A 12,032-nucleotide genomic window follows, 5' to 3' on the forward strand; every position below is an offset into this window, starting at 1 on the left:
CACACGGGTCCTACCGCCCGAGGTACTTCGGCTTCTCCTTGGCGAGGAATGCCCGCACCGCGATCGCGTGGTCCTCGGAGGCGCCCGCCGCGGTCTGGAGCTCGTCCTCCTTCTCCAGGGCCTCGGCCAGGGTGTGCCCGGCCCCGAAGGCGAGCGACTCCTTGAGCGCCGCGTACGCCACGGTGGGCCCGTCGGCCAGGGTGCGGGCCACGGCGGCCGCCTCGGCGGCGAGGTCGGCGGCGGGCACCAGCTTGTTGACGATGCCCAGCTCATGGGCGTCCCGCGCCGAGATGGACCGCGGGAAGAGCAGCAGGTCCGCGGCGCGGCTCTGGCCGATGAGCCGGGGCAGCGTCCAGGAGACACCCGAGTCGGCGGTCAGGGCCACCCCGGCGAACGAGGTGTTGAAGGAGGCGGTGTCGGCGGCCACCCGGTAGTCGCAGGCCAGGGCGAAGCCGAAGCCCGCGCCGGCGGCGGCGCCGTTGATCCCGGCCACGACCGGCTTCGGCATCTCGGTGAGCGCCCGCACGATCGGGTTGTAGTGCTCCTGGACGGTGCTGAGCGCGTTGCCGCCGACCTGCTCCTGGGCCTCGGCGAGCTTGCCCAGGTGTTCCTTGAGGTCCTGCCCCACACAGAAGGCCCGCCCGCCGGCCGCGGTCAGCAGCACCGCCCGTACGTCGCTGTCGGCTGCGGCCGACCGCAGGGCGTCACGGAGCGCGACCTTGGCCGCGGTGTTCATGGCGTTCATCGCGTCGGGGCGGTTGATCGTGATCGTCGCGAGCCCGTCGCTGATGTCGTAGAGCACCGCGTCGTCGTGATCGGCCATGAATGGTCCCCTTTGCGTGTCGTTCACCAGCCCTGTCCACGCAAGCATGGCCGATTTCGCCGGAGGCGGACATGTGACCTGCGTCAAACATTTCCGGGCCGGGGAGGGGCCGAAGGGGCGGGAGTATCCCAGTGAGGTCCCCGAATTGGGTGGTTTTGAGTGAGCGCGTTGCCCAAGCGATGCAGAGCGATGTTGGTCATCGGGGTCGGTGATGCGGGATAATGACGTGGAAGCACTGTGTTCGATGCCGGTGAGGCAGCGCCTGTCATGGGGCCGCCGGTTGCGATGAGCTGGTTTCAGGAAGGGGAACGAGCATGGCGGCCATGAAGCCGCGGACGGGCGACGGCCCGCTCGAGGTGACAAAGGAGGGGCGGGGCATCGTCATGCGAGTTCCGCTCGAAGGCGGCGGTCGGCTTGTCGTGGAGCTGACGCCGGACGAGGCCGATGCCCTCGGCGACGCCCTCAAGCAGGTCGTCGGCTGAGCGGAGGCGCTCACTACTTCACCGCTGCCCCGGCATGGTTTCCATGCCGGGGCAGCGGTGCGTCCGGGACCGGTGCGTCCGGGACCGGTGCGGCCGCACGCAGGGGTGCGGTACGCGTACGGGGGAGGCGTATGCCTCAGCCGCGCCGGACCGCGCAGAGCAGACCGTCACCGACCGGCAGCAGAGTCGCCATCAGCTCCTGGCTCTCACGGACCGCGCGCAGCAGCTCGCGGACCCGCAGCACCTCGGCGGGCTGGGCCGCCGAGTCGACCGTACGGCCGTTCGCGAAGACGCCCTCGAAGCAGACGAGACCCCCAGGTCGCAGCAGGCGCAACGATTCAGCGAGACAGTCCAGGCTCTCCATCCGGTCGCCGTCGCAGAACACGAGGTCGTAGCCGCCGTCCGCCAGCCGGGGGAGCACATCGAGCGCGCGCCCGGGGATGAAACGGGACCGGTTGGCCGCGAAGCCGGCCGCCCGGAACGCCTCCCGCGCGAACTGCTGGCGCTCGGGCTCCGGGTCGACCGTGGTGAGTACCCCGTCCGGCCGCATGCCGTGCAGCAGATAGATGCCGGACACGCCGGTGCCGGTACCGATTTCCGCCACGGCCTTGGCGTCCGTGGTGGCAGCGAGCAGGCGCAGCGCTGCGCCGGTGCCTGGAGACACCGAGCGGAGCCCTGCCTCGCGGGCCCGGTCCCGGGCCCAGCGCAGTGCTTCGTCCTCGGCGACAAAGGCGTCGGCGAACGCCCAGCTCGTCTGCCGGTTGGCGGTAATGACCCTCTCCTGTCCCCTTAGTTGGCGCAACGGTGACTGTATCCGCTGGACCCGGGAACCCGCAGATGGGACCGGGCGTTGTGAGAGGGCGGGGGAAAGCCCGCGGACCAGGCCCGCCGATCGGGTCCGGTGCGCGGCCGAGGTTCCGGGGAGATCCCCGGCCCCAGCTGGAAAAAGGCTTATCCGGAGCTAACGGGCGAGGTGGCTATGGTAGGGGCTCCACTGGACACCACCAGAGCCGATAGGGGAGGTGCGGCTGCGCCTGTGGATCGGGGAGGAGTGCTGCGGCGCCTTCTCAGGTCGGCGGGTGAGCCGAAATCCGTGACCGACATCGCTGACCGTTCTTCCAACGACTCCGCACCGACCGCGACCTTCGCCTCAGATGCGGAATCCCAGGCGTGGACCCCGCCCACATGGGAAGAGATCGTCAGCACGCACAGCGGCCGCGTCTACCGCCTCGCCTACCGGCTGACGGGAAACCAGCACGACGCGGAGGACCTCACGCAGGAGGTCTTCGTCCGCGTCTTCCGTTCGCTGTCGACCTACACGCCCGGCACCTTCGAGGGCTGGCTGCACCGCATCACGACCAACCTCTTCCTGGACATGGTCCGCCGCAAGCAGCGCATCCGCTTCGACTCCCTCGGGGACGACGCCGCCGAGCGGCTGCCCAGCCGCGAGCCGTCGCCCCAGCAGGTCTTCAACGACACCCACTTCGACGCGGACGTCCAGCAGGCGCTGGACACCCTCGCGCCCGAGTTCCGGGCCGCCGTCGTGCTCTGCGACATCGAGGGACTCTCGTACGAGGAGATCGCCGCGACGCTCGGCGTGAAGCTCGGCACGGTGCGCAGCCGTATCCACCGCGGACGCTCGCACCTGCGCAAGGCGCTGCGGCACCGCTCGCCCGAGGCGCGCGCCGAGCAGCGCTCGCTGGCGGGCGCCCTCCTGACAGGGGAGGGCGGCACGGCGTGAGCCAAACGGATCCGACCCCCGCGGAACAACACCTGGGGGACCGACTCGCCGCGCTCGTCGACGGCGAGCTGAAGCACGACGCCCGCGACCGGGTGCTCGCCCATCTCGCGACCTGCGCCAGGTGCGCGGCCGAGGCGGCCGCCCAGCGGCGCCTGAAGAGCGTGTTCGCGACGGCCGCCCCTCCCTCGCCCTCCGAGGGCTTCCTGGCCCGTCTCCAGGGACTTCCGGGCGGACCTCCGGGGGGTGACGACGACCGGCAGGGAAGACCCGTGGGCGGCTCCGGACGGTTCGGTGACGGACTGTTCCCGGGGACGCGTCCGCCGGGCGGCCGGGCGGACCTCACCCTGGGCCCGGGGCCCCTCGACGGCTTCGGCTACCTCCCCACCGTGCACGGCGGGGCCACCGCGCTGCCCGCCTCCCCGGCCCGCTCGGGCTTCCGCATACACGAGGTGGGGCGCGAGGCCGACCGCTCGCCGTGGCGGGGCCGACGGTTCGCCTTCGCCGCCGCCAGCGCGGTCTCGCTGGCGGCCATCGCGCTCGGTGGCGCCCTGCCGACGAGTGCGGGCTCCGACGGGCCCAACCGCGCCTCCGGCTCGGGCAACAGCGTGACCCCGGTGGGCAGCGACGCGCGTACCGGCGGCGGCGCCACGGCCGGCCGCAGGAACGGATCCGGCCAGGGCTCGCGCGCCACGTCCGGCCAGGGGAACGGGAACGGACCGGTGGGGAACGGCACGGTCTCCCTCGCGGTGAACACGGCGTCGGCGGGGTTCGCCCCGGCCGCCTCGCTGCTCGGCACCGGCCGACTCACGGGCACTCCGTACGGCCTGTCCCTCCGCTCCGACGTCTCCGCGCCGATACGTCCCGGCGGGGCCGGTCCCCTGCTCGCCCGCAGCCTGGGCAGCGGACTCCACCCGGTCTCGGCCGCCGCCCCCGAGCCCTCCCTGCCGCCCACCTCGGCCGCCGCGAAGCCGGCTTCCGCCGACCACGGGCTGCCTCTCGCCCCCCGCCGCTGATCCAGCACCCCGCAGGGGCTGCGCAGCTCCGGCTCAAACCTGGTTGAATTCCGGCAGGATTTCGGGAGGGACGCCCCTGCGGGGGCGTGCGGAGGGCCGGTTGCGGCAGTTGCGGGGAGAGCATGGACGACGGGAAGCCGACCGGGCCGAAGGCGAAGTGGTGGAGCCGGCCCACACCGGGACGTGGCACACACACCGAGCCTTCGGTGCAGGACGCGGTCGAGCCTTCGCCGGCCTCGGACGAGGTGGCGGATGCTCCGGGCGAGGCCCCGGACCCCGCACCGGTGACCGACCGGACGCCCGCGGCGACTGAGCCCCCGGCGGAGCCCACGCCCCCGGCGGCGCCCGAGCACCCCGCGCCCGAGCCCCTCGCGGCACCCGACGATGCCGCCCCCGCCCCGCAGCCGCTGCACGAGCCGGACCCGTACGGCACCCCGCCCTACGGCGGCCCCGGCCCGTGGGCGCCCGCCCCTCCCGTACAGCGTCCGACGCCGGCGCACGGTACCCCCGTGCCCCCGGCGTACGCGGGGACCAACGGTGCGGGTCTGTCCGTGGTGCCCGAGCCCGGAGCATCCGCCACCTCGTCCGAGGCCGGCGAAGGCTCGACCGCGTCCTGCACCGAAGGCTCGGTGTGTGTGCCACGTCCCGGTGTGGGCCGGCTCCACCACTTCGCCTTCGGCCCGGTCGGCTTCCCGTCGTCCATGCTCTCCCCGCAACTGCCGCAACCGGCCCTCCGCACGCCGCCGCAGGAGAGCGCGCCCGCCCCCGCCGCGCACCCGCCGGCCCCGCAGTGGCAGAGCTATGACCCCTGGGGCGCGCCCCGGCAGCCCCTCGTCACCCAGCCGGGCCCGCCGCTCCCGGACGGACGGCGCGGGAAGCGGCGCGGCACCGCGCTGGTCGGCGCCCTGCTGCTGGCCCTGGTCGCCGGCGGCATCGGCGGCGGGATAGGCGCGTACATCGAGCGCAACGGCGGCCTCACCAGCGTCGAGCTGCCCCAGGACGAGCGGGACGGCGGCGGCCGCGCCCCGGACAGCGTGGCCGGCATAGCGGCCAGCGCCCTGCCCAGCGTGGTCACCCTGCACGTCAGCGGCTCCACCGAGTCCGGCACGGGCACCGGCTTCGTCCTCGACGACCGGGGCCACATCCTCACCAACAACCACGTGGTCGCCCCGGCGGGCTCCTCCGGCGAGATCACCGTCACGTTCAGCGGGGGCGAGACCGCCACCGCCGAGGTCGTCGGCAAGGACAGCGGATACGACCTGGCCGTGGTGAAGGTCAGCGGTGTCTCCGGCCTGAAGCCGTTGCCGCTGGGCAACTCCGACAACGTCCGGGTCGGCGACCCGGTCGTGGCCATCGGCGCGCCGTTCGACCTGTCCAACACCGTCACCTCCGGCATCATCAGCGCCAAGGACCGGCCGATCACCGCGGGCGGCGAGAAGGGCGACGGCAGCGACGTCAGCTACGTCAACGCGCTCCAGACCGACGCCCCGATCAACCCGGGCAACTCCGGCGGTCCGCTGGTGGACACCGACGCCCATGTCATCGGCATCAACAGCGCCATCCGCGCAGCCGACAGCGGCTCGGCCGCCGAGGGCGGGCAGTCCGGGTCGATCGGACTCGGCTTCGCCATCCCGATCAACCAGGGCAAGCTCGTCGCCGAGGAGCTGATCAACACCGGCAAGGCGACCCACCCCGTGATCGGCGTCACCCTCGACATGAAGTACACCGGTGACGGCGCCAAGGTCGGGTCGAGCGCCCAGGGCACCTCGCCCGTCACGGCGGACGGCCCGGCGGACAAGGCCGGTGTCGAGCCGGAGGACATCATCACCGAGGTGGACGGAGAACGGGTGCACAGCGGCGAGGAACTGATCGTCAAGATCCGCTCGCACCGGCCGGGGGACCGTCTCGAACTGACCGTGACCCGCGGTGGTAAAGACCTGTCCATAACTTTGACACTGGGCTCGGCAACCGGCACGTGAGCGCCACGGGAAGCTACCGTCCGGACAGATTCGCCGGGTACCGTGGTCGATGTCCGGACCTCATCCGAGCTGGTCGCGGAGAAGACGAGGAGCCGCAAGGTGTTCAACGACATAGGTGCACTCGAGCTGCTGACGCTCGCGATTCTCGGCGTGCTGGTCTTCGGCCCGGAGAAGCTGCCCAAGGTCATCCAGGACGCCTCCCGCTTCATCCGCAAGATCCGTGAGTTCTCGGAGAGCGCCAAGGAGGACATCCGCACGGAGCTGGGCCCGGATTTCAAGGACTTCGAGTTCGAGGACCTCAACCCCAAGACGTTCGTCCGCAAGCAGCTGATGGACGGCAACGACGACCTGGGGCTGAAGGAGATCCGCGAGAGCTTCGACCTCCGCAAGGAGGTCACGGAGATCACCGACGTGGTGAACGGGCGCGGCCCGGCGGCCGTCGAGGCGAAGACCGGCGTGTCGGGCGGCGCGGCGGTCACCGCCGCGAACGGCTCGAAGGGCGCTCCCGACCTGCTCAAGAAGGGCGAGCAGCCCCCGAAGGACACCCCGCCGCCGTTCGACGCGGACGCCACCTGAGGACCGCCAATCCCGGGTCGTCCGGACGGTATGGCTATTCTCCATCTGTCCGGTTGTGAGACGCCCGCGGGGGGCGGGCCGCTCCGGACCCATGGATCGAGGAGGCGGCCGGGCTGATGGAGACGACGAGTCGGGTGGGCGCACAGGACGCGCCGGACACGGTGGAGGCGGTCCCGGCGGCCCGGCTCATGGTGGTCGACGGCTACCTGAAGGCCCCGTTCCCCTGGTACGCGCTGGACGAGGCGTTCACCGGCCCGCGCCGGCTGATGCCCCTGGGCACCGCCGCCGACGGCGAGGTGCAGCACGGTTCCATCGGCCACGGCGACGAGCCCCTGGTACGGGGCGACGCCGCTGCCGACAAGCAGCGGTTCGCGGTCGTGGTGACCGTCGCCAGCAGCCCCGTACGGCGCAGCGGTGACGGCACGGGGGTCCTGGAGGCGACGACGGTCTCCTCGGCGGCCTGGCTGGCAGGTTCCGGCCTGCTGTCCTGCACCTGGCCCCCGCAGCTCGACCACACCCTGCGCGACGACTGGCTGGACCAGCAGACGGAGACGGCGTTCGAGCTCGCCGACGACCTGGAGGGCCCCGCCTGGTCGGCGCTGTCCCTGCCGGTCGACGGGGTGCCGGTGCCCTTCCACTACCGCGAGTCCGAGTTCGGCTGGGTGCTGGCCGGCTCCGCGCCCGGCGGGGTGCACATCGGGGCCTACGGGCGCGGGATGAGCGCGTACGGGCTGGGCTTCTCGGTGGTCAAGGACATCGAGTCGTACGCCTGACGCACGCGGATACGGGGAAGGCCGGGGCCCTCGGGCCCCGGCCTTCCCCGTATCCGCGCGGAGGTCAGAACTTGTTGCGCGGGGTGATGCCCAGCGACATGCCCGACAGGCCGCGCTGACGGCCGCTCAGCTTGCCCGCGATGGTGCGCAGCGCCTTGCCGGCGGGGGAGTCGGGGTCGGACAGCACGACGGGCTTGCCCTCGTCGCCGCCCTCGCGCAGCCGTACGTCGATCGGGATGGCGCCCAGCACCGGCACCTCGGCGCCGACCGTCCGGGTCAGCCCCTCGGCGACCTTGGCGCCGCCGCCCGAGCCGAAGACGTCGACCATCTCGTCGCAGTGCGGGCACGGCATGCCCGACATGTTCTCGACGACGCCGACGATCTTCTGGTGGGTCTGGACGGCGATGGAGCCGGCCCGCTCGGCGACCTCGGCGGCGGCCTGCTGCGGGGTCGTGACGACCAGGATCTCCGCGTTCGGCACCAGCTGGGCCACCGAGATCGCGATGTCACCGGTGCCCGGCGGCAGGTCGAGCAGCAGGACGTCCAGGTCGCCCCAGAACACGTCGGCCAGGAACTGCTGGAGCGCGCGGTGCAGCATCGGGCCGCGCCACACGACCGGGGCGTTGCCCGGGGTGAACATGCCGATGGAGATGACCTTCACGCCGTGCGAGGACGGCGGCATGATCATGTTCTCGACCTGGGTCGGCCGGCCGTCCACACCGAGCATCCGCGGCACGCTGTGACCGTAGATGTCCGCGTCCACGACACCGACCTTGAGCCCGTCCGCCGCCATCGCCGCGGCCAGGTTCACCGTCACCGAGGACTTGCCGACGCCGCCCTTGCCGGAGGCGACCGCGTACACCCGGGTCAGCGAGCCGGGCTTCGCGAAGGGCACCTCGCGCTCCGCCGTACCGCCGCGCAGCGACGCCGCGAGGTCCTTGCGCTGCTCGTCGCTCATGACGTCGAGGGTGACGTCGACCCGCGAGACGCCCTCGACGCGGGCCACCGCGTCGGTCACGTTCCGGGTGATGGTCTCGCGCATGGGACAGCCGGAGACGGTGAGGTACACCGTGACAGCGACCACACCGTCAGGATCGATGTCGACCGATTTTACCATGCCCAGCTCGGTGATCGGACGGTGGATCTCCGGGTCGTTCACTGTCGCCAGTGCCTCAAGCACCGCGTCTTCCGTAGCCATACGGACGATGGTACGGCGCCGTACCGTACGCGTGGGTAGCCCCGTCAGCGGTCTTCGTCACTCTCGGCGGACAGCAGCGCCCGCCGGTCGTCCAGGTCCTTCACCAGGTCCTCCAGCTCGGAGCGGATCCAGTCCCGGGTCGCGACCTCGCCGAGGCCCATCCGCAGCGCCGCGATCTCCCTGGTCAGGTACTCGGTGTCGGCGATGGAGCGCTCGTTCTGCTTGCGGTCCTGCTCGTGCGTGACCCGGTCCCGGTCGTCCTGCCGGTTCTGCGCGAGCAGGATCAGCGGGGCGGCGTACGAGGCCTGGAGCGAGAGCATCAGGGTCAGGAAGATGAAGGGGTACTCGTCGAAGCGCACGTTCGGCGGCGCGAAGATGTTCCACGCCACCCACACGATGATGATCAGCGTCATCCAGACGATGAACCGGCCGGTGCCCAGGAAGCGCGCGATGCGCTCCGAGAACCGGCCGAACGCCTCCGGGTCGTACTCGGGCAGCAGCCTGCGGCGCGGGGCCTTCGGCTGGTCCAGGCGGTTCCTCGGCGTGCGGGTCAGCGCCGTCGAGCCGTTCGACGCGCGGGCGCGGTCCTCACCGGTCACGAAGCACCCCCTCGCGGCCGTGGAAGTCGGTCTCCCGCCAGTCCTCCGGCAGCAGGTGGTCCAGCACGTCGTCGACGGTCACCGCACCGAGCAGCGACCCGCTCTCGTCCACCACCGGCACCGACACCAGGTTGTACGCCGCCAGGTAGCTGGTCACCACCGACAGCGGGGTGTCCGGCGGGAGCGGCACCAGATCGCTGTCCAGGAGCGAGCTGACCAGGGTGAACGGGGGGTCCCGCAGCAGCCGCTGGAAGTGCACGGTGCCCAGGTACTTGCCCGTCGGCGTCTCGTCGGGCGACCGGCACACGTACACCTGCGCGGCGAGCGCCGGTGACAGGTCCGACTGACGAACCCGGGCGAGCGCGTCGGCGACCGTGGCGTCCGGGCGCAGGATGACCGGCTCCGTCGTCATCAGGCCGCCCGCGGTGCGCTCCTCGTACGACATGAGCCGCCGCACGTCCGCCGCGTCGCCGGGGCGCATCAGCGTCAGCAGCCGTTCCTTGTCCTCCTCCGGCAGCTCGGAGAGCAGGTCGGCCGCGTCGTCCGGGTCCATCGCCTCCAGGACGTCCGCCGCGCGCTCCTCCTGGAGCTTGCCGATGATCTCCACCTGGTCGTCCTCGGGCAGCTCCTCCAGGACGTCGGCGAGCCGGTCGTCGTCCAGCGCGGCCGCGACCTCCGCCCGCCGCTTGGGCGTCAGATGGTGCAGGGCGTTGGCGACGTCGGCGGGGCGCAGCCGCTCGAAGGTCGCCACCAGGGACTCGGCGCCCTGGCCGTGCTCCTCCAGGGAGAACCCCGTCACCGCGGACCACTCGACGGTCAGCGTCTCGCCCTTGCGGCGCAGCGCCCCGCCCCGGCCCTTGCGGACGAAGTACTTGTCGATCTCCCAGTCCCGGCGGGCGGGCAGCTGCTGGATCGCCACGTCCAGGATGGTGACCTCCTCGTCCGTCTCCACCAGGCGCACCCGGCGGTCGAGGAACTCGCCGAGCACCAGGCGTTCGGTGGGCCGCTGCTCGAAGCGACGCATGTTGACCACGCCGGTGGTGATCACCTGCCCCGACTCGACGCCCGTCACCCGGGTCATCGGCAGGAAGATCCGCCGTCGGCTCACCACCTCGACGACCATGCCCAGCAGCCGGGGAGGACGGCCGCCCACGCGCAGCATCGCGACCAGGTCGCGCACGCGGCCCACCTGGTCGCCGTTGGGATCGAAGACCGGCACACCCGACAGGTGCGAGACGAAGACCCGGGGCGTGACCGGTGTCATCCCTGATCCTCCTCGCTGGACCCCCCGGACCGTGCCCGGCCGCCCGCTTCCGACAGTTATTGCACTGTTATGACGTGATCAGGCTAGCCCGTGCGGTCGCGGACCGCCCCGGCGGACCGTCCGTACGGCTCTGGGTCCATTGGCGTAGGCCACCCGGGTACGCTGCCGTCTGCCACCCCCCACCATGGAGACGAGAGGCAGTGCGCCTGTGACCTCTTCCGCCCCGGCCGTCCGCGCCCGCCGCCGGACCGCGTCCCTCGCCCTCGTGCTCTGCGCGGGGCTGACCGCGGCCCTGACCGCGTGCGGGGGCGAGGACCCGGACCAGGGAACCAACGGCGTCGGCAAGCTCTCGGCAGCGGAGATCGAGAAGAAGGCGCGGACCGCGGCGGACTCCGCCGACGCGGTGCACCTCGCCGGGACGCTGGTCAGCAAGGGCGGCACGTACAAGATCGACATGCGGCTCAGGAACAAGGGCGGCGCGGGCTCCGTCACCTCGAAGAACAGCACCTTCACGCTGCTGCGGATCGATGACGAGCTCTACCTCAAGGCCGACGCCGGCTTCTGGAGCCACGACGAGGGCAAGGCGGACACGGGCGAGGACGGCGCGGCGGCCGCGGACAAGCTGGAGGACAAGTACGTCAGGGTTCCCGAGGGCGACCCCACGTACAAGCAGCTCAGCGGCTTCACCGACAAGAAGGTGCTGCTCGGCGGGATGCTCACGCTGCACGGCGAGCTGACCAAGGGCGACCGCGACAAGGTCGCCGGGGTGCGCACCGTACGCATCATGGGCGGCGAGGGCACCGGCGGCGCGCTCGACGTGTCGCTGGAGGGCAAGCCGTATCCGCTGCGCTTCGCCCGGGGCGGCGGCGGGGGCGTGATCACGCTCGCCGACTGGGGCAAGGACTTCGCGCTGAAGGCCCCGTCCGAGGACGAGACCGTCGACTACGGCAAGCAGCTCCCGAGGACGTCTTCCTAGGGCGCGTCCGCGAAGTCCCGTCCGGCCGACGCCTGGCACACGCCCCAGCCGTGCCCGCTACGCGCGCAGCGAGCGCTTCAGGAGGCGCGGCAGGCCCGCCGGGACCGGCAGCCGGGTCGTCGCCGGAGTCGGCAGCGGCGCGGCCGCCCCGGAGGTGTCCGGCAGCTCGGTGCGCGCGTCGAGGGGCGTGAGCCGTACGACCCGGCACTCGCGCGCCCACCGCTCCGGCATCCGCTCCGCGTCCGGCGCGTTCAGCCGTTTGCCCTTCAGCTCGGCGACGGCGGCCTCCCACGCCTCGGAGTGCGGGGCGAGTACGGCCACCGCGGCCGACCAGGCGACGAGGCGGCCGCCCTTGTCCTTGCTGCGGACGGTCACCTCGGCGGTGGCCCCGTCGGTGAGACCGGCGGGCAGCGGCTGCTCGCCGGGGCCGTCGCCGACGAGGTGGGCGGCGCCCTCGTGCCATACGTGCCACAGTGCCCGCGCCGGACCGGTGCCGCGCACCCAGATGAGGCCCGACTTCTTCGTGGCCTCCTCGACGAGGGCCGGCCCGAGCAGCGTGTCAGCAGCAGTCATGGGGCAGAGCTTAGAACGTCCGTGAACGGGGAGCC

Annotated in this window: 13 protein-coding genes; 7 read left to right on the forward strand and 6 right to left on the reverse strand. The window is 72.3% G+C overall.

Going from position 1 to position 12,032, the window contains the following annotated elements:
• Nucleotides 1-10: 10 nt before the first annotated feature.
• Nucleotides 11-823 (reverse strand): enoyl-CoA hydratase/isomerase family protein, encoded by an 813-nt coding sequence (locus EAO73_RS08215; RefSeq protein ID WP_147970743.1) that lies wholly within the window; start codon nucleotides 821-823, stop codon nucleotides 11-13.
• A 314-nt stretch (nucleotides 824-1,137) separates the two neighbouring features.
• Between EAO73_RS08215 and EAO73_RS08220 the strand changes: the two genes are divergently transcribed.
• The gene (locus tag EAO73_RS08220; RefSeq protein ID WP_018105485.1) at nucleotides 1,138-1,305 is read left to right on the forward strand and encodes a DUF3117 domain-containing protein; all 168 of its coding nucleotides are present in this window, start codon (nucleotides 1,138-1,140) and stop codon (nucleotides 1,303-1,305) included.
• 136 nt (nucleotides 1,306-1,441) lie between these two features.
• Here EAO73_RS08220 and EAO73_RS08225 read toward each other — a convergent pair whose 3' ends face one another.
• Nucleotides 1,442-2,107 carry an O-methyltransferase gene (locus EAO73_RS08225; protein WP_147970744.1) on the reverse strand — a complete coding sequence of 222 codons (666 nt, stop codon included), beginning with the start codon at nucleotides 2,105-2,107 and terminating at the stop codon, nucleotides 1,442-1,444.
• 291 nt (nucleotides 2,108-2,398) lie between these two features.
• Between EAO73_RS08225 and sigE the strand changes: the two genes are divergently transcribed.
• From sigE to EAO73_RS08250, 5 genes are all read left to right on the forward strand, one after another.
• Complete coding sequence (gene sigE, locus EAO73_RS08230) at nucleotides 2,399-3,046, forward strand: RNA polymerase sigma factor SigE (RefSeq protein ID WP_147970745.1); 648 nt, start codon at nucleotides 2,399-2,401, stop codon at nucleotides 3,044-3,046.
• Nucleotides 3,043-4,059, forward strand: a complete 1,017-nt coding sequence (locus EAO73_RS08235; RefSeq protein WP_147970746.1) for a zf-HC2 domain-containing protein — start codon at nucleotides 3,043-3,045, stop codon at nucleotides 4,057-4,059. The genes sigE and EAO73_RS08235 overlap by 4 nt, the downstream gene beginning before the upstream one ends.
• Nucleotides 4,060-4,181: 122 nt before the next feature.
• A complete protein-coding gene (locus EAO73_RS08240; RefSeq protein ID WP_147970747.1) occupies nucleotides 4,182-6,038 on the forward strand; it encodes a S1C family serine protease in 1,857 nt (618 codons plus the stop codon).
• Nucleotides 6,039-6,137: 99 nt separating this feature from the next.
• A complete protein-coding gene (locus EAO73_RS08245; RefSeq protein WP_147970748.1) occupies nucleotides 6,138-6,614 on the forward strand; it encodes a sec-independent translocase in 477 nt (158 codons plus the stop codon).
• A 116-nt stretch (nucleotides 6,615-6,730) separates the two neighbouring features.
• Entirely contained in the window at nucleotides 6,731-7,387 is a 657-nt protein-coding gene (locus EAO73_RS08250) for a hypothetical protein (protein ID WP_191133969.1), read from the forward strand.
• 64 nt (nucleotides 7,388-7,451) lie between these two features.
• On the opposite strand, the gene EAO73_RS08255 is transcribed toward EAO73_RS08250, so the two are convergent.
• The 3 genes from EAO73_RS08255 to EAO73_RS08265 are packed head-to-tail and all read right to left on the reverse strand — an operon-like array spanning nucleotide 7,452 to nucleotide 10,448.
• Nucleotides 7,452-8,585 (reverse strand): Mrp/NBP35 family ATP-binding protein, encoded by a 1,134-nt coding sequence (locus tag EAO73_RS08255; protein WP_191133970.1) that lies wholly within the window; start codon nucleotides 8,583-8,585, stop codon nucleotides 7,452-7,454.
• 44 nt (nucleotides 8,586-8,629) lie between these two features.
• Complete coding sequence (locus EAO73_RS08260; protein WP_147970749.1) at nucleotides 8,630-9,184, reverse strand: DUF1003 domain-containing protein; 555 nt, start codon at nucleotides 9,182-9,184, stop codon at nucleotides 8,630-8,632.
• Complete coding sequence (locus EAO73_RS08265; protein WP_147970750.1) at nucleotides 9,174-10,448, reverse strand: magnesium transporter MgtE N-terminal domain-containing protein; 1,275 nt, start codon at nucleotides 10,446-10,448, stop codon at nucleotides 9,174-9,176. The genes EAO73_RS08260 and EAO73_RS08265 overlap by 11 nt, the downstream gene beginning before the upstream one ends.
• A 208-nt stretch (nucleotides 10,449-10,656) precedes the next feature.
• Here EAO73_RS08265 and EAO73_RS08270 point away from each other — a divergent pair, with 208 nt between their 5' ends.
• A complete protein-coding gene (locus EAO73_RS08270; RefSeq protein WP_147970751.1) occupies nucleotides 10,657-11,424 on the forward strand; it encodes a hypothetical protein in 768 nt (255 codons plus the stop codon).
• A 57-nt stretch (nucleotides 11,425-11,481) separates the two neighbouring features.
• On the opposite strand, the gene EAO73_RS08275 is transcribed toward EAO73_RS08270, so the two are convergent.
• The gene (locus EAO73_RS08275) at nucleotides 11,482-11,997 is read right to left on the reverse strand and encodes a hypothetical protein (RefSeq protein ID WP_147970752.1); all 516 of its coding nucleotides are present in this window, start codon (nucleotides 11,995-11,997) and stop codon (nucleotides 11,482-11,484) included.
• Nucleotides 11,998-12,032: the final 35 nt, after the last annotated feature.

The organism is Streptomyces sp. col6 (assembly GCF_008042035.1).
GTDB lineage: Bacteria > Actinomycetota > Actinomycetes > Streptomycetales > Streptomycetaceae > Streptomyces.

What these genes read in the sequence shown, in the direction of transcription:
- EAO73_RS08215 (WP_147970743.1), bottom strand. Translation starts at nt 823, where the DNA reads ATGGCCGATCACGACGACGCGGTGCTCTACGACATCAGCGACGGGCTC.
- EAO73_RS08255 (WP_191133970.1), bottom strand. Translation starts at nt 8,585, where the DNA reads ATGGCTACGGAAGACGCGGTGCTTGAGGCACTGGCGACAGTGAACGAC.
- EAO73_RS08240 (WP_147970747.1), top strand. Translation starts at nt 4,182, where the DNA reads ATGGACGACGGGAAGCCGACCGGGCCGAAGGCGAAGTGGTGGAGCCGG.
- EAO73_RS08250 (WP_191133969.1), top strand. Translation starts at nt 6,731, where the DNA reads ATGGAGACGACGAGTCGGGTGGGCGCACAGGACGCGCCGGACACGGTG.
- EAO73_RS08265 (WP_147970750.1), bottom strand. Translation starts at nt 10,448, where the DNA reads ATGACACCGGTCACGCCCCGGGTCTTCGTCTCGCACCTGTCGGGTGTG.
- EAO73_RS08275 (WP_147970752.1), bottom strand. Translation starts at nt 11,997, where the DNA reads ATGACTGCTGCTGACACGCTGCTCGGGCCGGCCCTCGTCGAGGAGGCC.
- EAO73_RS08220 (WP_018105485.1), top strand. Translation starts at nt 1,138, where the DNA reads ATGGCGGCCATGAAGCCGCGGACGGGCGACGGCCCGCTCGAGGTGACA.